Genomic DNA, 20,026 nt, shown 5'->3' with positions numbered 1-20,026 from the left:
TATGTGATATCTATGCTTATCAGAATTATTGTTCTGTTTTTGTAGTCTTACAATGTGAATTTTATTGGCGTCTTCACACTTTTCTTATGACAGGAATACACCCATGGCTACCTCATCCAATTTTTTTATACATACTTTCTTAATATCTTCCCTCACCTTTTTTCCTCTATCCCCAAGCCTTGCAGATGATGACACTGATAAACCAGTCGTTGAACAACTGGTTGATACATTAAGTACAATTGCCGGTCCACATCCAGGCATCAGAAAGAACCATGCTAAAGGAATTGTCGTTTTAGGCGAGTTTACACCCAGCGCTGAAGCTTCATCAGTCTCCAGCGCTGAACATTTGCAATCCGCATCCACACCAGTGACTATCCGGTTTTCTAACACCACCGGTATTCCTGATATTGCCGATACCAATCCGAGCTCATTTCCAAAAGGTATCGCCATACGTTTTCAGCTTGCTGATAATAGCTATACAGATATTGTCAGTATCTCTGTTAATCGCTTCCCTGTAGCCACGCCTGAAGATTTTTTAGGCTTACTCAATGCCGTTGCTGCATCAGGTCCAGATACGCCTGCCCCCAAACCGATTACACAGTTTCTTGCCAGTCATCCTGCAGCTAAAACCTTTGTAGAAATAGAAAAACCAGCCCCCGTTAGCTTTGCGACCCAACCCTTTTATGGGGTCAATGCGTTTAAGTTCATTAATAAAGAAGGTGAGGTTAACTATGGGCGTTATCAGATTATTCCCGTCAATGGCCCTGAATATTTAACCGATGAACAACGTGCTGCAGCCGGTAATAATTACCTATTTGAGGAATTACCTAAACGTCTGAAACAAAATAAAGCGGAATTCATTCTCGCGTTACAACTCGCTGAAAAAGGCGATGAGGTGAATGATCCAACCATGGTTTGGCCAGAGACACGTCAACTTGTCAAATTGGGCACACTCACCATTGAGTCAATCGATCCCAACGGTGAACAGTTTGCCAAACAAACAATGTTTAACCCATTAGCATTAACGGATGGGATAGAAGCCAGTAAAGACCCTATTTTACTTGCCCGTCCTTCAGCCTACGCTATTAGTTATGGCCGTCGGCTTTCTGGCCAATAAGCAAATACATTCTAAAAACAAAGGATAAGCTGATGGCCGAAGAATTTGAAGAAATCACACACTGCCAGATGTGTGATGCTGAATTTCGGGTGGGCAGGCAAGGTAATGAGGGAAACTATATTCCCCGCTACCATTTATCTGTTTGCCAACGTTGCTATGACTGTAATCAGGTGGGATGGTCACCGTTGTATGAACAAAAGCTCATTAAACACTGTGATGAACATCATATAACCTTGCCGGATAGGAACCAGTCCGGCTTGTTACCGGTTGAATGACTACAAACAAAAAAGCCAGACGTTTGTCTGGCTTTTTATTATGACCGCTGGTCACTTACCACTGAGACTCGCCCGTTTCAGGATCATACATTTCATGATGGATACTGTTGCGGTTAGCAATCAATTCATCAATGGTTGGGGAGCCTGACATTGCGCGTTTAATCGCTAACTTCATTGCTTCATAGTTAGTACGGTATAAATCTTTACGATCCACATCTGGATTTGCAGCCGCATCGGGTGAAATCCAGATCATGGCAACGATACATAATTCTTCTGCATGCTCTTTTGGAATCACGCCTTCAATTACGCTATCCAATACGGCATCAGCCACTGCAGATTGCACCGGACCACCGAACAACTCAACATATGAGCTAGATTTGATAGTGACTTTCGGCACGATCATTGTTGCTGGTTTTACTTGTTGATTGGTCGCACGAATCGCAAACATTCGCGTGTGGCCTTCTGTTTGCCCCATTAAATTAGCAAAGGCATGACCTGCAGGACCTTTGACGCTCCCAATCAAAATTTCAGGCATCGCATCTGTGCCTTGATCTTCACTGGCAAAAACGGTGGCTTCGGCGGTTTTAAACCAAACGGGTTCTGACATGTTATTAACTCCATTGATGATAATTTGTGCGCCATTTTAGGCTGATGCCAGAACAAGCCACAAGCGTTTTTTATACCCTGGGTAACATAAAAAAATAAGCCTGCTCAAAAAACATCTGAACAGGCTTATTTCAACAAATGTGAATGAGTGGGACTCACTCAATATTCCAACACAATCCGATAACGCACATCACCCTCACGAAGCTTTTCGATCGCCTCATTAATTTTTTCAAACGGATAGCGTTCAATAACCGGTTTTACACCATGACGCTGAGCGAACTCGAGCATCATACTGCTGGTTTGCATGCTGCCAGTATCTGAACCAGAGACACTGCGCTGCGCTTCTGTAAGATTAAACACCTTCAAATCTAATGGCTCAAGCGTGGCACCAACAAAGTGAAGTCGGCCTTTGGGTTTTAATTTACTGAGATATAGATTCCAATCTAATTTCACATTCACCGTCGATAAGATCATATCGAACTTTCTCGGCAATAAAGACATCGCTGTCTCGTCCCGTGAATCCACGCTGAAATGTGCCCCCATATCCAAGGCTTCCTGTAATTTAGTTTCACTGGTGAAAGCAGTGACTTCGCAGCCCCAGGCATTAAGGAACTGTAAAGCAATGTGACCAAGACCGCCGATACCGATAACCGCCACTTTATCCGTCGGTTTAATGCCAAATTGAACCAGTGGATTGAAGACAGTAACGCCACCGCACAGTAAAGGCCCAACAGACTCCAGATCCATACTCTCAGGTAAGGCAATCACACTGTTAGCATTAGCTCTGACTTTATCGGCAAAACCACCGTGATGACTGACAATCGTACCGGTCAAGTTAGAACAGAGGTTTTCATCGCCGTTATGACACTGTTCACAGGATTCACAATAATCGGCATACCAACCTAAGCCGACCGATTGCCCAACGCTGAATTGTGTGACTTCGCTGCCAACAGCATTAATCACGCCTACCACTTCATGGCCGGCGACTAATGGGTATGAAGACATTCCCCAATCATTATCAATCATGCTGATATCACTATGACAAATACCACAGTACTTCACAGTAATTTCTACTTCATTTTCTCCCAATTTGCCGGGGTCAAATGTATAAGGTTTTAGCGCTTCACCCGCGCTCATAGCGGCGTATGCATTGATCATCAATCGGTCCTTTTCTCAGAAATGTAATACAACATCGCTATAGTCTAAAAGTTTATCGGGCAATACTTATCCCATAATGGCAATATTTTGTGGGCTATAAGATTTCTTTAACTTTGATTAAACCTCAACTAAATCGCGCCGATATCTTGTATGGCTCTGTCGTTACTAGGTAGAAAAAAATGAATATAAACCTGCAAAGCATTAGAACAAAAAGCTCCATACCCGTAGTCGTGATGGGGTTAACGATCGTTGTCGTCATTGCCATGTTTTTATGGATGATGAGTAAACAAAATCACGCAATAGAATTACAGACTGAATTATTTATGCCTGCAAATGAGAAGATTCTTAATGCAGACAGGGACTTACATCAAGCAAAAATCGCCTCAATTAATATTCTTACCGATAGGGGTGATAAAGCGGTAGAAACTAAAGTCTGGCAGGATAATATTCAACAAGCTCGTCAACGATACGAACAGTTTTTAGATTACACAAAAATCTATCCTGATGTTTCTAATGGTAAGGAAGCCTTCGAAGAAGCCTTTAAAAACTGGAACATCGCCACTGAAAAAATGGTGAACGAATCAACAGCATCCAATCAACAAGAATTAGCTCAGCAGGAAGAAGAAGCATTCCAGAACCTGCGTTCAATCCTTGATAAAAAAGGTGAAGTGTTACTCAACAAATTTCATACTCTGGATAAAGAGCTAAAGAGTGACTTGAAGCGAAGTATGACTGTTACCATCATCGTGGTGCTGGCTATCATTGTTGTGGCACTTTACTTCAGTTACACCGTCCCTAAAAAACTCACTTCTGACATTAATGATCTCATCAAACGTATTGATATGATCGCCTCAGGTGATGGCGATTTAACTGCGCGGCTGGATGTCAATTCAAAAGATGAGTTTGGCGAGTTGGCGCAATCCTTCAACCGCTTTGTTGAAAAGTTACAGGATTTAATCAAAACCACATTGGATAACGTCAAAGGACTCAGCTCTCTCACAGTGCAATTGGCCGATTCGTCTAACAAAACAAAAAGTATTAATGAAACCTTGAATTTATCTACTGAGTCGATTGTCAGTGCTGTGCATGAAATGACGCTGGCTAATAAAGAAATGTCGAATGTGGCGACCAACTCAGCCTCAGAAGCCGATCAAACATCACAACTGGCTGTAAAAGGCATACATGTTGTTGAAGAATCGAATAAATGTATTTCAGAGCTTATCAAAGACATGGATATTGTCCTCAACTGCTCTCAACAACTCGAACAAAACTCCACCAGTATTTTATCGGTATTAGAAGTCATTAGCTCAGTTGCTGAGCAAACGAATCTATTAGCATTGAATGCAGCCATTGAAGCTGCACGCGCGGGTGATCATGGTCGTGGTTTTGCCGTTGTTGCTGATGAAGTACGTTCTTTGGCAACGAGAACCCAGCAAAGCACAGACGATATCAGCCAGATTATTACGCAGTTGCAAAACTCGGTCAGCCAATCCTCTTCGGCCATTACACAGGGTAAAACCGATGTTGATAAAACCGCTAGTACCTTCCAGGAAGCGTCTACTGTGTTTGATGAAATCAGGGCATCATCTCGCCGAGTTAACGATATGGCAATTCAAACGGCTGCAGCAACAGAAGAACAAACTGCTGTTGCTGAAGATATCAGTAAAAACCTACATGGCTTGAATCAACAAACTGAATCTGCCCAACAAGTCTCAAAAACAGGTGATGAGATATCGAAAAAAATCACCAACTTCTCTGAAAATATGATGAATCTTATGGGACGTTTTAAAGTATAGGCCCGTTCTAAAGAGTCGGATCGCTATCGAACCGGCTCTTTTTTTAATGCAAAAACAGCACAATTTCCAATGCGATCAGGATAATAATTATCCACTCTAAGGTCGATGAATGTTTATGATTCTGCTCATTGGCCAGCATATCCAGTAACTCATGAATGCTTTCCAGCTTTTTATTTAACACATTAATTCGGGCAACCACGTCCAGATAGCGTGAAACCATAGTATATAAAGGTTCAAGCTCAGGATAATCCCAGAAAAATTCCGGTGTATCCAATAAACTATAGTTCAACAGAATATCGCCACGTGCACCAAACAACACCCCGCGTGACTTGGCAATGGCTTTTCTACTCATCGCCACTTTTCCGGTTTTGGCTAATGACACAGGAATATGAGCATGAGCTTGAATCACTTCCTGTGCCAGCCGTTCAAATTCGGCCAATTTGACAGACTGTGCTAGTGCATGTGACACGGCCAAGCGTTCCATACTGTCTTCGTTTGCAAAACTGATTTTATCAGCATGCATTTTGATCGTGTCAGTATGACTGTCAAAAGCATATTGCTCAAAGTCGGGGATAACTTTTGAATCAAGAACAAATGTCTGAATTTTTGTCAGTAAGGATTGCTTGGTATTTTCAGTAACGCCCCAAAACACCACCACACCATAATCAAATAGAAAGGCTTCGCCGGAGTCAAGCTCAAGTTGCATCGCATCATGCAGGCGAATACAGCGGTAATTGTCATTAACAAACTGCTCTAAATCCGGTAAAACAAATGACCGACCAATCGCTAAAGACTCAATCAATGTTGTGGCAAACTGCGTCATCATTCTACCCCTAAAAAAGTTAGGCGTACTCTACGCTGAAACGCTTGTTTTGGGTAGTAAAAACTGTGTGTTAATTAACGAAAAATCACATCGTTATCGCCACTTTTAATACCCCATCCCGCTGATGAGAAAACAGGTCATAAGCATCAACGATATCATCCAGTTTGTAACGGTGTGTCACCATATCCTGTAAGTTAACCCGATTTGATTCAATCACACTCATCAAGCGTCGCATACGCTCTTTACCGCCAGGACATAAACTGGTGATGATTTTATGATCGCCCAGGCCCGCACTAAAGGCATCAAGTGGAATCGTTAAATCGGTTGAATACACACCTAAACTGGACAATGTCCCGCCTGGTTTTAATACGCGTAAGGCTGATTCAAATGTTTGTTGTGTACCCAGGGCTTCAATCACCGCATCCACACCTCGCCCACCCGTAATTTTCATGATTTCTGAGATGATATCGACTTTACGGTAGTCCAGAGTGATATCTGCTCCTAACTGTCTGGCATAAGATAATCGTTCATCAATGCCATCAATCGCGATTATCAAGCTGGCCCCTTTTAATTTTGCTCCTGCTGTCGCACACAAACCAATCGGTCCTTGGGCAAACACCGCCACAATATCGCCAATTTTTATGTTTGCTGATTCAGCCCCTGCAAAGCCTGTCGACATGATGTCAGGACACATCAGAACTTGTTCATCTGTTAAGCCATTGGGCACGGGTGCTAAATTCGCCTGTGCATCTGGCACCACTAAAAACTCAGCTTGTGCGCCATCAATAGTATTACCAAAGCGCCAACCACCCATGGGTTTATAACCATGACCATGGCAACCGCCATCCTGAGCTGGCAATCCGTCCTGACAGGCGTAAGAGTGGAAACTCGGACATATTGCCCCAGCAATAACACGTTGACCTTCTTTGTAGCCTTGTACATTTTTGCCTAGTTTCTCGATAACACCTACTGGTTCATGACCAATAGTTAATCCCTGTTCGACGGGATATTCCCCTTTCAAAATGTGAACATCAGTACCACAGATTGTGGTCGTGGTGATGCGAATTAAGGCATCATTGTCACCAATATCAGGGATCGGTTTCTCAACAATTTCAATACGGCCTTTTTCAATAAAGGCAGCTGCTTTCATCATTCCAGTCATATCAACGCTCCTTACATTCGCTGCACTATGATTATTGAGTCATTAATACAGTAACATTTTGAAATACATTGAGTTATGACCTAGATCAAGTCAGCTTTAGTTAAATACAAGCTAGGAGAAATACATGTTTTGTTGCTCGGTATGGTGGAAATATGGTCAAGGAAAACAAAAAAACGTGTCAATTGAGCCGGTTACTATTGCATCACAGCTGACGGCATTCCGTGTTTTGCTTTTATGTATCGTTAGCATGACCACTTAAGGTGTGCAGCTTGGTAACAGCTAATGAGGCGGCAGCCGTTCGGGTCTCAACGCCCAGCTTCACAAACACATGTTCCATATGTTTATTCACTGTTCTGGGACTGGTACCAAGAATCTCACCAATACTTTTATCGGTTTTCCCTAAAATGACCCAGTGTAATACCTCAGCTTCACGCTTGGTCAGATTAAATACGGCTTTTAAGGCTTCGACCTGAGCGGCTTCTGATTCTTCGCGTAACAAGATAAGCCATTGTTCATCATTACGAATATCGGCTGGGGTAAAAATTAACCGCCCTGTTGGATGGTTAATCATCAGTGGCCTTAAACGTTTTTTACCACCTTCACTTAATTGTTGAATCCATTGCTGTAATTGTCCAGCGTGAGTTCCGCCATCCTCTTCATCATTAAGATATTTTTCTACCAGATCACGGGCCAACGGCGTTTGCCAGATAATTTTATCGGTACCCGGAAGCACAGCAATAGCAGCCTGACCAAAGGCATCAAGCGCCCCTTGGGTATGACTCATCATTCTTGAATTTTTCAGGTGGGTATTTAACCGTGCAATGACTTCAATTGGGCTTAAGGGTTTGGTGACATAGTCAATACCACCGGCAGAAAATCCGGCGACGACATCTTCAGACTCTGTCAGACCGGTCATAAAAATCACCGGGATATGACGGGTATTGATTTCCTGCTTTAGTCGGCGACACACATCGAATCCGCCGAGTTCAGGCATAACGGCATCAAGTAGCACAATATCCGGATAGGCCTCATTACAGATTCGAATCGCATCTTTTCCGTTATTGGCTACCAGTACGGTATAACCGGACTCCACAAGAGAAGCATGTAAAAGTGCTAGTGTTTCAGGCGCATCATCTACGACCAGCACCACAGCATTTTGGTTTGCTTCAGTCATTTTGCAGTTTCTCTTTAATAAATTGTTTCATATTCTCCAGTTGGAATGATTCTGCCATTCGACGCATTTCACTAATAAACGATTTACTTACCGTCCCTTGAGATTCAAGATCATCAATGATTTCTTTTATCCCCATGATATAGCCGAGATTCAGCATTTCAAGGAGGGATTCCAGCACCTGTTTGTCAGGCAGTAGTTGTTGGTTGTCTGTGACCTGTTTTATCTCAGACCGCTCATCTTCTACTTGTATCCACTCTAAATTCAATCGTTCACCAATCCAGTTGATGAGCTCCATTAAATTTACTGGTTTGAGGACAAAGTCACTCGGTAAAATTCCAGATGAATTCTCCAGATTGCGATCAAACGCATTAGCAGAAATGATACATATATGAACGTCAGACTGGTGCACATTTCGAATCAGATGACAGGTCTCCCATCCATCCATTTCCGGCATCGCCAGATCCATGAAAATAATATCAGGTTTAAAATCAGGATAGATACGTAAGCATTCAGGGCCTGACGCCACTTCTCTGACTTCAAAGCCTAGAGGTTCCAGCACATTGATTAACAATTCTCTGTCGATAGGTTCATTATCGACCACGAGCAGTTTACGTCGACGTCCCTTGTAGCCTACAGGCATACGCATTGCCAGCGATGGTAAGGCTTCATCAAGACGCACAGAAGGTAAAAACAAACGGATGTAAAATGTGGTGCCCTCACCCACTTTACTTTCCAGATCTAACACGCCGCCCATCAGTTGGGTGAGCAGTTTACAAATCGTCAGCCCCAAACCGGTTCCACCGACACCGGTAGCAGTATTGCCTCTGACAAAGGGCTGGAAGATATTTTCAATATCTTTTTCGTCAATACCGGGCCCTGTATCCGCCACTTCAATTGACAAGAATTCACGGGCATAACGAAAACGGATATCAATACCACCCTCACGCGTATATTTCACCGCATTACCGATAATATTAATCAAAATCTGGCTTAAACGTTTGTGATCGGCACGTACCACTGGTGGTAAATCCGCTGGAATATGGTAGTTAAAATACAATCCTTTATTCTTCGCCTGAATTTCAAACATGCTGACAATCTGTTGAATATATTCAGGAAACCGTAAGGATTTAATATCAAACTGCAACTTACCACTTTCAATACGGGCAATATCAAGCGTGCCTTCAATCAATGACAATAAATGCTCACCACTGCGTAGAATCACTTTTGTAGCGTGCTTGTTACTGTCCACAATATCGGCATTATTATCAAGTAACTGGGCATAGCCCAAAATGCTATTCAGCGGTGTCCGTAACTCATGACTGATACCCGTGATATAACGACTTTTTGCCTGGTTGGCCTGCTCAGCCACCACGCGTGCCTGTTGTAGCTCGGCGTCCGTTTGTTTATGCAGAATAATCTCACGCTGTAATAAGTTATTCTGATTATTCGATTCCTGCTGGGCCACGTTCCGGCTTTGTGATGTCAGCACCAGCCACCACACAATAATGCCACTGACTAATACCAAGGCGGAAAACGCTTTGATAAAACCAAGCTGTATTGCTGGCATGATATGCGCTGAATATTCAGTGACCGTCAGTGAGATATGTACGTAGATCAAGCCGAAGATTGAGGCCAAGATCAGTACCGTCAGTGACATCAATAATAAATAGTGCCCAACACCACTATGAATATTGCCTGACAACGCTTTTGGCAACACTTTACTGATAATGGCTTCCCATTGTGACGTCAAACGTCCATGCGGTTTACAAGCATCATTACAGCGTGCATCCAGACAGCAGCATAGGGAGCAAATCGGCCCTTGATAGGCAGGACAATAAGCAACGTCCTGAATTTCATAATCACGGCCACAAATGCTGCAGGTTTCTTTGGTTTTGCTTGGGTGAAATTTAAAAGGTTGTCGGGCGAGATAATATTTTCCCTTGGTAAACCAGGCAATCAATGGTGAAGCAACCAAGGCAGTAAACATGGCGATAAATGAAGAAAACGCCTGCGCTTCCAGCCCAAACACACCCAGAAAAGCGGTTACCGAAAGCAGTGAGGCAATGCCCATCGCCCCAACGCCTACTGGATTGATGTCATATAAATAAGCACGACGGAACTCGACACCTTTCGGGCTTAATCCAAGCGGTTTATTAATGACCAGATCAGCCACCACGGCGGTAATCCATGAAATGGCAATATTCGAATACAAGCCCAAAATCTGTTCCAGCGCCTGGAATACATCCAGCAACATCAGCATGGTGGCAATCAATACATTAAATAATAACCACACCACACGACCGGGATGACTATGGGTTAACCGTGCAAAAAAATTGGACCAGGCTAATGAGCCAGCATAGGCATTAGTGATATTGATTTTAATTTGTGACAGCACCACAAAAAACACGGTAACGGCCAGCAGCACATCCGGATTAGAGAAAACATAACTAAAGCCCACGTAATACATATGGGTTGGATTGATGGCTTGCTCAATGCTCATCCCCGCCATTAATGCCAGATAAGCCAATAATGCGCCGATGAACATTTTTGCCATGCCCATGGAAATCCAGCCAGGCCCCGCCATTAGTACGCCCAAATGCCATTTCAGATTATTTTTACTGGTACGTTCTGGCATAAAACGTAAGAAGTCGACTTGCTCACCAACTTGTGGGATTAATGCCATAGCAATCGCCACAGCCGTGCCAAACATATAGATATTAAAGTCACTGTCATAGCCGGATTCACCGGCAAAATTAATCAGACCGCTAAACGCATCGGGTTGTTTAATAAAGATAAACACCAATGGCAATATCATCATAAACAGCCACAAGGGCTGGGTCAGCATCTGAATACGACTGATTAAGGTCACCCCATGTGTGACTAATGGGATCACCACCACAGCACAAATGAGATAACTGACATAGAGCGGTATGGTGAAATATAAACTCAGCGCATACGCCATGATCACCGCTTCGAGCGCAAACAATATAAAGGTGAACGTGGCATAGACAAACGAAGAAATCGTCGATCCAATATAACCAAAGCCTGCACCACGCGTTAGCAAATCCATATCAAGACCGTATTTAGCGGCATAGTGGCTAATCGGCAGGCTGGTTAAAAAGATAATTAAGCTAACGGTTAAGATCGCCCAAAAGGCATTGGTAAATCCGTAGTTGACGGCGATAGTGCCGCCTATAGCTTCTAAAACCAGAAACGATATTGCGCCCAAAGCGGTATTGGAGACACGAAAAATCGGCCATTTTCTAAATGAATTTGGCGTAAATCTTAAGGCGTAGTCTTCCAGTGTTTCATTGGCAACCCAGGTATTGTAATCCCGACGTATTTTGACAATACGTTGTGGTGCTTCACTTTCAGAAGAAGGAGTTATGGCATCATTCGGTGTCAAATTCTTATCCTGACGTTGGGAAGATGCTTTTGCCTGTCCGTTAAACAAACAGCAACTTGGTACAACAAACGATTCAACATCTTAACTGATGCTCTTAGTGATTTTATCTACGTAATTCTACGTATAAAAAAATGTCCTGATCAGACTCAGGACATTTTTTATATACTGACCAGCAAGGACTTTATGCGATAAGGAAAAATGCTCCTGCTACCGTTAGCACGGATACTAACAGGCTTTGCAGACAACGTCCCACGCTATCTTTCTGGTTACCCAGAACAAAGCCAATAAACAATAAGACTGACGTTGTCAGTACTAATCCGATGATCGCCTGCAAACCATTATTCGCCAGAATGAGTTCTTGACCATGAACAAAACCATGCATCAATCCAAATACGCTGGTTAAGGCAATCTGCCAGACAACATTGATTTTGGCACTCAATAGCAACACAACGCCCATAGCGATGACACTAACGGCAATGCCCATCTCAACTATATTGGACTGTCCCATAAAGGCGCCCATTGTCAGGCCTACAAGCAGAAAACTAATAAATAACGCTGGTATCTGAAAGCGATTCTGTGTCGGTGCCCGCGCTGCCCAGAAACCAATAGCCAACATCACTAATAAGTGATCAAGCCCTGTCAGCGGATGTAAAACACCACTCATAAATCCCACTGCATCATGTCCTGGATGTGCCATCGCAGACAGTGGCAATCCCATCAATGTCATGAATATCAAAAGGCTTTTTTTCATAATCAATTCCTCGTCATTTAGTTAGTGGAGCATTAAGCCTTGTTTTTCAATAAACAAGATAATCTCATCCAGACCTTGTTCATCTTTTAGATTGGTAAAAAAGAAAGGTCGCTCACCACGCATACGTTTCGCGTCCTCATCCATCACTTCTAATGATGCACCGACTAAAGGTGCCAGATCTGTTTTGTTAATAATGAGCAAATCAGATTTGGTGATGCCCGGCCCCCCCTTACGCGGTATTTTTTCACCGGCCGATACGTCAATCACGTATAAGGTCAAATCTGAAAGCTCCGGGCTGAAAGTCGCTGCCAGATTATCGCCACCACTCTCTATAAACACGATATCCAATGGCTCGAAACGTTTACTGAGCTGTGCCACCGCTTCCAGATTCATCGATGCATCTTCACGAATCGCGGTATGTGGACAACCACCGGTTTCCACACCAATAATTCGGTCGGCAGACAGGGCTTCATTTCGGGTCAGAAACTGAGCATCTTCTTTGGTATAAATATCGTTGGTAACAACGGCAATATTATAGGTATCACGCAAACGCTTACATAAGGCCAGGGTTAATGCCGTTTTGCCTGAGCCAACCGGCCCGCCAATACCTACCCGTAATGGTTCTTTCATTCATACCTCACTTTAAGAACGGAATAATCTTGAATATTGTGTTTCATGTCGGCAACTGGCGATACTCAGAGCCGGACAGAAGTTACTGATATCATCATCAGCACATTGCATGGCCTGCTCTATGACTATCGTTATTTGTTCGCTGACAGCAACCAGAATTTGCTGCCCTGCCACCTGGCCTAAAGGAATCGCTTTCATCGCTGCACTGACCTGATTTTCTATCCATGACCAGGCATAAACATGCAGCATTTCATGCAAGCTTATCTGCCAGTTCACTGCCGTAGCCGCATACACCGTAGGGAAACTTGGCTCATCAATTGAAGCGACAACATCTAACATCGCTTGTGGCCAGGCATCTAAATCCTGTTGCAGACGTAATAAGGAATAGCCCATCTGTCTCGATTCAAGCCAGGTTTCAGCAGTATCCCTACCCGCTTTATAATAACTATCCCAATGGTTTATGGCCATTTCATCCATGCTCTGCCAGGCCATAAACAAACGTTTAATCACAGGCAATTCGAAGTGTGCATAATAGGTCAGCAACACATCGCTAATCCAACGCTGTGCCGATGTTTTATCTGTGACATCACCCGACTCGATCGCCCATTCAAACCCTTGAGAATAGCTATAGGCACCGATAGGTAATGCTGGACTGGCCAGTTGTAATAATCGGGAAAATGCTGCCGTGGTGCTCATAATTAATGATGGTGGTGATGTGAATGTTCGTGATCATGGTCGTGATCATCATGATGATGGTGATGACCACCGCCATAGGCACCGGCTTCAGGTTCAAACGGTGCTTGGGTTTCTTCCACATTAACATGCAATCCCAACAACATATCTTTTAATACATAATCGGCTTCCAGCTTTAACCAGCCGTCGCCAATTTCCAGCGGTACGTGACGATTACCCAAATGATAAGCCGCCCGCATCAGGGCATGAGCAGAATGGGTTGTGACAATCATCACTTGCTGATCAGCAGCTTGCACCTGAATGATAGAACCATCCTGTGCTTGCAGCACATCACCACCACGTAAGATTTCGCCTCTGGTCATAAAAATAGCCGCTTCCCGACCTGATGCCAGCTTGACCCGGATTCGACTTTTTTGACGTAAATCAAAACTCATCGAGACTTTGTCATCAAAGTCGCTGATGTTGTTGTCTGTTAATTTTGTATGTATTTCAAGCATGCTCTTACTCTAAAAAAGAAAATAGCGTTGTGCCATCGGCAACTCTGTGGCCGGATCGCAAATCAATAATTCGCCATCTGCCAGCACCTGATAAGTTTCAGGATCGACGCTAATATCCGGTGTTGCATCGTTTAATACCATATCTTTTTTCGTTACCTGCCGGCAGTTTTTCACGGCGACAAGTGGCTTGGATAAGTTCAGATTTTTAACTTCCGGATTATCCATAGCCGCTTGCGATACAAAGGTTAATGAGCTTTTAAGCCCCTTACCAAAGCTGGCAAACATCGGACGATAATGCACGGGCTGCGGTGTTGGGATTGAGGCATTAGGATCTCCCATCGCTGCTGAAGCAATGCTGCCCCCTTTTAAGATTAATGACGGTTTAACGCCAAAAAACGCCGGTCGCCATAACACCAAATCAGCAAATTTCCCTGGCTCGATTGAACCCACAATATGTGAAATGCCATGAGTTATCGCTGGGTTAATAGTGTATTTAGCAATATACCGTTTCACCCGAAAGTTATCGGTATTGTCCGCGCCATCTTTGGTATCTTCCGGCAAAGTCCCACGTTGCACTTTCATTTTGTGAGCCGTTTGCCAAGTGCGCATAATTACTTCACCCACGCGTCCCATCGCCTGTGAATCGGATGACATCATCGCAAAGGCACCAGTGTCATGCAGGATATCCTCAGCGGCAATGGTTTCACGGCGAATCCGTGATTCCGCAAAAGCCACATCCTCAGCAATAGCCGGATCAAGGTGATGACACACCATCAGCATATCCAGATGTTCATCCAGCGTATTCACAGTAAACGGTCGGGTCGGATTAGTTGATGACGGCAAGACATTTTGTGAACTGATGGCTTTGATAATATCAGGCGCATGACCACCACCGGCCCCTTCTGTATGGAAAGTATGAATGGTCCGGTTTTTAAATGCAGCTAAGGTCGTTTCAACAAAGCCCGATTCATTTAAGGTATCGGTATGAATCGCCACCTGAATATCCATTTCCTCTGCCACACTTAAACAGTTATCAATCGCTGCCGGCGTCGTACCCCAGTCCTCATGTAATTTCAGACCAATGACACCTGCTTCAACTTGTTCACGAGCAGGTTCAGGCAAAGACACATTGCCTTTGCCAAAAAAGCCCATGTTCATAGGAAACGCTTCAGCCGCTTCCAGCATACGATGAATATGCCAGGGACCTGGCGTACAGGTAGTGGCAAAGGTGCCGGTAGCGGGCCCGGTTCCACCGCCCAGCATGGTGGTCACACCTGAGGTTAGCGCCTCCTCGATTTGCTGTGGGCAAATCCAATGAATATGACTATCAATGCCACCGGCAGTGAGAATCATGCCTTCACCAGCAATAATCTCGGTACCGGCACCAATAGGAATAGTCACGTTAGGTTGAATATCTGGATTACCGGCTTTGCCTATTTGCCAGATATGGCCATCTTTAAGTCCTACATCGGCTTTGATAATGCCGGTGACTGCATCAATAATCAGTGCGTTAGTGATGACCGTATCAGCCACCTCTGCTGCAGGGAGTTGTGATTGCCCCATACCATCGCGAATCACTTTACCACCACCGAATTTGACTTCTTCCCCGTAAGTGGTGAGATCTTTTTCGACTTCAATCCACAGTTCGGTGTCTGCAAGGCGAACTCTGTCGCCAACGGTGGGACCAAACATTTCTGCATAGGCCTGACGTGAAATTTTAAGACTCATGACAAGGCCCCCATCACTTTGCCAGCAAAACCATACACCGTTTGTGCCCCGGCCAGTTTCACCAGCTCGACACTGCGCATTTGCCCCGGTTCAAACCTGACAGCGGTGCCCGCAGCAATATTTAAACGAAAACCATAGGCCTGCTCACGATCAAACAGTAAAGCCTCGTTTACCTCATAAAAGTGGTAATGCGAACCTACCTGAACAGGACGGTCACCCGAATTGGAGACGTCAATTAATTTGGTCTCACGCTGAACATTCAGCTCAATATCACCATTTGCAAAACGCATTTCACCTGGAATCATTTTGTCACCTCACACTATCGGGTCGTGAACAGTAATTAACTTGGTGCCATCAGGAAACGTGGCTTCCACCTGAATTTCAGTGACCATTTCCGCAATGCCATCCATCACATCTTCACGGGTGAGTAAGGTCGTGCCATAACTCATCAAGTCACTCACGCTGCGGCCGTCTCTGGCGCCTTCCATAATGGCAGCGGTGATATAGGCCACCGCTTCCGGATAGTTTAATTTCACACCACGTTCTTTACGGCGTTCAGCTAATAATGCCGCGGTAAAAATCAGTAATTTATCTTTTTCTCTTGGCGTTAAATCCATGTCACAGGTCCTATAAAATGTTCAGGTTGCCCAGATACGTGGGCGTATTGCTTGTGAATTCGCATACCATGGACGCAGACAAGTCCATAGTTGTTCAAAATACTGACGCGCTTCTTGTGCACAACGACCGATATAGCGTGCCGTAAACACTTCTGGTAAGGCGGAAACACCATATTGGGCGTCAGAATTCAGTGTGATTTGTCGACATTGTTCAATGACAGCATCGGGTACTTCACCCGCGGTAACCACAAAGCTACCAAATACTGGAAACCCTCTCAGCCCGGCCAGCGCAGTGACAACATGACTATCCGGTTTAAACACCGCGGTTTCCTGCCACAACAACCGTTCTTCACGCGATATTTCTAACATTTGTTTATAGCGGCCCTGCCGCCACTGTTCACCACTGGCTTGTCGACCGAGGCAACTGATATCCCAGCCGGCGAAATGAGCATATTGGCTTAATTTTACCTGTGTTTTTAAAGTGACATCAGCCCCATCAAACACAATATTTTCTTGTGGAAACCATTCAAGAAGACTGTGATCCGCCTGTTCTATATGCAGTGTTTGACTGGCCTCTCGTCCTGCCGATTTATACCATTTGGTGGCACCAGGCGTCGTAATAAAGCTTTTGGCCGCTTTTGCCAAACTAAAGTCCAGTGCTAAACGGTCTCCACCTGCCACACCGCCCGGTGGATGAATCACCAATACATGTGCCGGCGTAGGCCCTTCCGGATATAAACATTTTTGAATCGTTAACGGCCCTGAGTGAGCCTTTTTTGCCAGAATTGTTTTACCGTCACGTTCGATAAAACCTAACTGAAGACGGGCATCCCAGCCCGTCATTACGGTATTAAGTTGCGTTCTGTCTATCAATTGGGTCACGCATTCTGTCCTGTTTTCATGCCGTAAAGATAGCATGACTAAAACATCCTCTCTGCATAAAATCAAAGAGGATGTTGTTATTTTTACACTGTCAGATATTGTTTGATTTTCGCTGCATCCACATTTTCACGCAGATCTTCATGAATCAAATTGCCTTTTTCGATTACCATAATCCGATCAGCAATATCCATCGTGAAGCTTAATACCTGCTCTGATACCACAATCGTTATCTCACGCATTTCACGGATTTCATTCAGTACTTTTGCAATATCTTTAATAATAGAAGGCTGAATACCTTCGGTTGGTTCATCCAAAAGCAAGACTTTGGGATTGGTCACCAGGGCACGGGCAATCGCCAGCTGTTGCTGTTGACCACCAGACAAGTTACCGCCTTTACGATGACGCATCTCATGTAACACAGGGAATAAGGAAAAAATATCTTCCGGAATTTTTTTCTGTTTACTGACCTGTAAACCAGTTTCAATATTTTCCTGCACGGTCAGATTGGGGAAAATCATCCGTCCCTGCGGTACATAGGCTAAACCACTGGCGACACGTTTATAGCTATCCATGCCATCTAAATCTGCTCCTTCCAATTCAACCTTAGTCGCCGAACTTGGCAAGATACCCATTAAGGATTTGAACAGTGTGGTTTTACCCATCCCGTTACGGCCCATAATGGCCAGTGTTTCATTTTTATTCGCTGAAAAGCTGATTTCATGAATCACTTCACTCTGGCCATAGCTGACTTTTAAGTTTTCTACTTCAAACATATCAATTTCCTCGCTATTCGCTTAATGGCCTAAGTAAACTTCAACGACTTTCTCGTCTGACTGCACTTTATCCATAGCGCCTTCAGCCAGAATCTTGCCTTGATGCAATACGGTGACTTTGTGAGCAATCTTTTTCACAAACTCCATATCATGCTCAATCACAATCACCGAACGGTTTTTGCAGATACGATTCAACAATTCTGCTGTTTCGTCACGTTCCTTCGCACTCATACCGGCTACAGGCTCATCGAGCATTAATAGCTCTGGGTCTTGCATCAGTAACATACCTATTTCTAACCATTGTTTCTGACCATGACTCAACACAGCTGCTTCAGTATCCAATTCATCTAATAACTGAATCTCTTCCGCTATTCTTAATACGGTTTCTTTCACCTTTTCGTCAGCTTTGAAGAACAAGCTACCAAACACACCCCGCCCTTCCGGATAAGACACCTCCAGATTTTCGTAAACAGTTAATGTTTCGTAAATCGATGGTGTCTGAAACTTACGTCCTACACCGGTTCGAACAATCGCATGCTCTGACAGTTTAGTAAGCTCTGTATTTTTAAACTTGATAGAGCCTGAGCTGGCTTTGGTTTTACCGCAAATCAAATCCAGTAAGGTCGTTTTACCGGCCCCGTTTGGGCCGATAACCACACGCAGCTCATTTTTATCGATATACAGATTCAAAGAGTCCACTGCCTTGAAGCCATCAAATGAGACGGTCAAATCTTCAATTGCCAACAGGAAATCAGTTTCAGTACCCATTATTTGGCTCCTTCTAATTCAGCTTTCGCTTCAGTTTTGCTATCAGACTCGACTTTTTTCTCGCCCAGCAGACGTTGCATGAAAGGCAGCGTTCTGACGTATTTGTCATAAATACCGGCTAATCCATTCGGGAAGAACATCACCACAGCGATAAATAAACCACCCATCAAGAATAACCAGACTTCAGGAAACGATTCTGAAAAGGCTGTTTTCCCAGCATTCACTAATAAGGTGCCATACACCACACCGATAAGTGACATACGTCCACCCACCGCAGCAAAGATAACCATTTCAATTGAAGGTACGATGCCGACAAATGACGGTGACATAAAGCCAACCTGCAAAGTAAACATAGCGCCACCAATAGCTGAAATCACCGCGGCCAGACAGAAGATAAAGATTTTAAAGCTGGCTACGTCATAACCAGAGAAGCGAACACGATCTTCTTTATCTTTCATCGCCAGTAGCAGTCGACCAAATTTACTGGTCAGTACAAAGCGGCTGACACAGATTACTGCCAGTAATAAGACGGCATTGACGAAATACAAGACGTACTTCGCTGAATCTGGACGAATACTCCAGCCATTTAAGGTTTTCAGGTCAGTAATACCATTGATACCACCGGTGTAACCTTGTTGACCGACAATCAAAATAGTCAAAATCAAAGCGACAACCTGGGTAATGATGGCAAAGTAAACCCCACTTACCCGACGTTTAAACATCGACACCCCGATAAGGTAGGCAAACGCTGCTGGCACCACAAAAATCGCCAGAATCGCCACCCATAAGTGTTCAAACGGCACCCAGATCCAGGGTAATTCAGTTAACTGATTCCAATCCATAAAGTCAGGAATGCCCGGTGTAGATTGAATAGCGGTACTTTCCGGATCCGATGCTTCCAGTTTCAAAAACATCGCCATCGCGTAGCCACCGAGGCCAAAAAATACCCCTTGCCCTAAACTCAGAATGCCGCCGTATCCCCAAAGTAAAACCAGACTGACCGCGGCAAAGGCGTAAGTCAGGTATTTCCCCACCAGGTTAAGGCGGAAAATATCCAGTGCCAGCGGCAATACAATCAGAATAAGCAGCGCAAGGATGCCAATACCGATGGCGCCGTTTCTGCCACCCAATAATCTGTCATAGACAAAATTCATATGGTTATCTCCTACT

General features: G+C 44.2%; 20 protein-coding genes. 3 read left to right on the top strand and 17 right to left on the bottom strand.

The window, feature by feature from the left end; all coding sequences use genetic code 11:
- The first annotated feature begins 103 nt into the window (after nt 1-103).
- Together QQL60_RS04420 and QQL60_RS04415 are read left to right on the top strand one after the other, a co-directional pair.
- On the top strand, nt 104-1,117 hold the full coding sequence (locus QQL60_RS04420) for a catalase family peroxidase (RefSeq protein ID WP_007145284.1): 1,014 nt from the start codon (nt 104-106) through the stop codon (nt 1,115-1,117).
- A 32-nt stretch (nt 1,118-1,149) separates the two neighbouring features.
- A complete protein-coding gene (locus tag QQL60_RS04415) occupies nt 1,150-1,392 on the top strand; it encodes a hypothetical protein (RefSeq protein WP_007145285.1) in 243 nt (80 codons plus the stop codon).
- A gap of 55 nt (nt 1,393-1,447) precedes the next feature.
- Here QQL60_RS04415 and fae read toward each other — a convergent pair whose 3' ends face one another.
- A complete protein-coding gene (fae, locus tag QQL60_RS04410; protein WP_273181526.1) occupies nt 1,448-1,999 on the bottom strand; it encodes a formaldehyde-activating enzyme in 552 nt (183 codons plus the stop codon).
- 158 nt (nt 2,000-2,157) lie between these two features.
- Entirely contained in the window at nt 2,158-3,156 is a 999-nt protein-coding gene (gene ahr, locus QQL60_RS04405; RefSeq protein ID WP_284722535.1) for an NADPH-dependent aldehyde reductase Ahr, read from the bottom strand.
- 179 nt (nt 3,157-3,335) lie between these two features.
- Between ahr and QQL60_RS04400 the strand changes: the two genes are divergently transcribed.
- The gene (locus QQL60_RS04400) at nt 3,336-4,952 is read left to right on the top strand and encodes a methyl-accepting chemotaxis protein (protein WP_284722534.1); all 1,617 of its coding nucleotides are present in this window, start codon (nt 3,336-3,338) and stop codon (nt 4,950-4,952) included.
- 43 nt (nt 4,953-4,995) lie between these two features.
- Here QQL60_RS04400 and QQL60_RS04395 read toward each other — a convergent pair whose 3' ends face one another.
- The 15 genes from QQL60_RS04395 to urtC all read right to left on the bottom strand — a co-directional run bounded on the left by QQL60_RS04395 (nt 4,996) and on the right by urtC (nt 20,010).
- On the bottom strand, nt 4,996-5,778 hold the full coding sequence (locus QQL60_RS04395) for an RMD1 family protein (RefSeq protein WP_284722533.1): 783 nt from the start codon (nt 5,776-5,778) through the stop codon (nt 4,996-4,998).
- An 82-nt stretch (nt 5,779-5,860) separates the two neighbouring features.
- Complete coding sequence (locus QQL60_RS04390; protein WP_284722532.1) at nt 5,861-6,937, bottom strand: NAD(P)-dependent alcohol dehydrogenase; 1,077 nt, start codon at nt 6,935-6,937, stop codon at nt 5,861-5,863.
- A gap of 232 nt (nt 6,938-7,169) precedes the next feature.
- Nucleotides 7,170-8,111: a response regulator transcription factor gene (locus QQL60_RS04385; RefSeq protein WP_284722531.1), complete on the bottom strand. Its 942-nt coding sequence runs from the start codon at nt 8,109-8,111 to the stop codon at nt 7,170-7,172.
- Nucleotides 8,104-11,517 (bottom strand): hybrid sensor histidine kinase/response regulator, encoded by a 3,414-nt coding sequence (locus QQL60_RS04380; RefSeq protein WP_284722530.1) that lies wholly within the window; start codon nt 11,515-11,517, stop codon nt 8,104-8,106. The genes QQL60_RS04385 and QQL60_RS04380 overlap by 8 nt, the downstream gene beginning before the upstream one ends.
- Before the next feature lie 181 nt (nt 11,518-11,698).
- Nucleotides 11,699-12,268, bottom strand: a complete 570-nt coding sequence (locus QQL60_RS04375) for a HupE/UreJ family protein (RefSeq protein WP_284451951.1) — start codon at nt 12,266-12,268, stop codon at nt 11,699-11,701.
- Nucleotides 12,269-12,289: 21 nt separating this feature from the next.
- On the bottom strand, nt 12,290-12,898 hold the full coding sequence (gene ureG, locus QQL60_RS04370) for an urease accessory protein UreG (RefSeq protein ID WP_007145294.1): 609 nt from the start codon (nt 12,896-12,898) through the stop codon (nt 12,290-12,292).
- 12 nt (nt 12,899-12,910) lie between these two features.
- On the bottom strand, nt 12,911-13,594 hold the full coding sequence (locus QQL60_RS04365) for an urease accessory protein UreF (protein WP_284722529.1): 684 nt from the start codon (nt 13,592-13,594) through the stop codon (nt 12,911-12,913).
- A 2-nt stretch (nt 13,595-13,596) separates the two neighbouring features.
- Nucleotides 13,597-14,088, bottom strand: a complete 492-nt coding sequence (gene ureE / locus QQL60_RS04360; protein ID WP_284451953.1) for an urease accessory protein UreE — start codon at nt 14,086-14,088, stop codon at nt 13,597-13,599.
- Between the two features lie 9 nt (nt 14,089-14,097).
- Nucleotides 14,098-15,816, bottom strand: a complete 1,719-nt coding sequence (gene ureC, locus QQL60_RS04355) for an urease subunit alpha (protein WP_007145297.1) — start codon at nt 15,814-15,816, stop codon at nt 14,098-14,100.
- Nucleotides 15,813-16,121: an urease subunit beta gene (locus QQL60_RS04350; protein WP_284722528.1), complete on the bottom strand. Its 309-nt coding sequence runs from the start codon at nt 16,119-16,121 to the stop codon at nt 15,813-15,815. Before QQL60_RS04350 ends, ureC begins: the two co-directional genes overlap by 4 nt.
- 9 nt (nt 16,122-16,130) lie before the next feature.
- On the bottom strand, nt 16,131-16,433 hold the full coding sequence (locus QQL60_RS04345) for an urease subunit gamma (RefSeq protein ID WP_273181549.1): 303 nt from the start codon (nt 16,431-16,433) through the stop codon (nt 16,131-16,133).
- A gap of 21 nt (nt 16,434-16,454) precedes the next feature.
- Nucleotides 16,455-17,315, bottom strand: a complete 861-nt coding sequence (locus tag QQL60_RS04340) for an urease accessory protein UreD (protein WP_284722527.1) — start codon at nt 17,313-17,315, stop codon at nt 16,455-16,457.
- A gap of 83 nt (nt 17,316-17,398) precedes the next feature.
- Nucleotides 17,399-18,088 (bottom strand): urea ABC transporter ATP-binding subunit UrtE, encoded by a 690-nt coding sequence (gene urtE, locus QQL60_RS04335; RefSeq protein WP_284722526.1) that lies wholly within the window; start codon nt 18,086-18,088, stop codon nt 17,399-17,401.
- Nucleotides 18,089-18,109: 21 nt separating this feature from the next.
- Nucleotides 18,110-18,856 (bottom strand): urea ABC transporter ATP-binding protein UrtD, encoded by a 747-nt coding sequence (urtD, locus tag QQL60_RS04330; RefSeq protein ID WP_007145302.1) that lies wholly within the window; start codon nt 18,854-18,856, stop codon nt 18,110-18,112.
- On the bottom strand, nt 18,856-20,010 hold the full coding sequence (urtC, locus tag QQL60_RS04325; RefSeq protein ID WP_284722525.1) for an urea ABC transporter permease subunit UrtC: 1,155 nt from the start codon (nt 20,008-20,010) through the stop codon (nt 18,856-18,858). Before urtC ends, urtD begins: the two co-directional genes overlap by 1 nt.
- Nucleotides 20,011-20,026 lie beyond the last annotated feature (16 nt).

The organism is Methylophaga thalassica (genome assembly GCF_030159795.1).
Classification (GTDB): domain Bacteria; phylum Pseudomonadota; class Gammaproteobacteria; order Nitrosococcales; family Methylophagaceae; genus Methylophaga; species Methylophaga thalassica.
The sequence above is the reverse complement of the archived record's forward strand: the minus strand, read 5'-3'. Positions and strand labels throughout refer to the sequence as shown.

Bases quoted from the DNA above. Each gene is read 5' to 3' on its own strand.
- QQL60_RS04385 (WP_284722531.1), bottom strand. From the start codon at position 8,111: ATGACTGAAGCAAACCAAAATGCTGTGGTGCTGGTCGTAGATGATGCG.
- QQL60_RS04345 (WP_273181549.1), bottom strand. From the start codon at position 16,433: ATGGATTTAACGCCAAGAGAAAAAGATAAATTACTGATTTTTACCGCG.
- QQL60_RS04415 (WP_007145285.1), top strand. From the start codon at position 1,150: ATGGCCGAAGAATTTGAAGAAATCACACACTGCCAGATGTGTGATGCT.
- urtD (WP_007145302.1), bottom strand. From the start codon at position 18,856: ATGGGTACTGAAACTGATTTCCTGTTGGCAATTGAAGATTTGACCGTC.
- QQL60_RS04420 (WP_007145284.1), top strand. From the start codon at position 104: ATGGCTACCTCATCCAATTTTTTTATACATACTTTCTTAATATCTTCC.
- ureC (WP_007145297.1), bottom strand. From the start codon at position 15,816: ATGAGTCTTAAAATTTCACGTCAGGCCTATGCAGAAATGTTTGGTCCC.
- ureG (WP_007145294.1), bottom strand. From the start codon at position 12,898: ATGAAAGAACCATTACGGGTAGGTATTGGCGGGCCGGTTGGCTCAGGC.
- urtC (WP_284722525.1), bottom strand. From the start codon at position 20,010: ATGAATTTTGTCTATGACAGATTATTGGGTGGCAGAAACGGCGCCATC.
- fae (WP_273181526.1), bottom strand. From the start codon at position 1,999: ATGTCAGAACCCGTTTGGTTTAAAACCGCCGAAGCCACCGTTTTTGCC.
- urtE (WP_284722526.1), bottom strand. From the start codon at position 18,088: ATGTTTGAAGTAGAAAACTTAAAAGTCAGCTATGGCCAGAGTGAAGTG.
- QQL60_RS04375 (WP_284451951.1), bottom strand. From the start codon at position 12,268: ATGAAAAAAAGCCTTTTGATATTCATGACATTGATGGGATTGCCACTG.
- QQL60_RS04390 (WP_284722532.1), bottom strand. From the start codon at position 6,937: ATGACTGGAATGATGAAAGCAGCTGCCTTTATTGAAAAAGGCCGTATT.
- ureE (WP_284451953.1), bottom strand. From the start codon at position 14,088: ATGCTTGAAATACATACAAAATTAACAGACAACAACATCAGCGACTTT.
- QQL60_RS04400 (WP_284722534.1), top strand. From the start codon at position 3,336: ATGAATATAAACCTGCAAAGCATTAGAACAAAAAGCTCCATACCCGTA.
- QQL60_RS04365 (WP_284722529.1), bottom strand. From the start codon at position 13,594: ATGAGCACCACGGCAGCATTTTCCCGATTATTACAACTGGCCAGTCCA.
- QQL60_RS04395 (WP_284722533.1), bottom strand. From the start codon at position 5,778: ATGATGACGCAGTTTGCCACAACATTGATTGAGTCTTTAGCGATTGGT.
- ahr (WP_284722535.1), bottom strand. From the start codon at position 3,156: ATGATCAATGCATACGCCGCTATGAGCGCGGGTGAAGCGCTAAAACCT.
- QQL60_RS04350 (WP_284722528.1), bottom strand. From the start codon at position 16,121: ATGATTCCAGGTGAAATGCGTTTTGCAAATGGTGATATTGAGCTGAAT.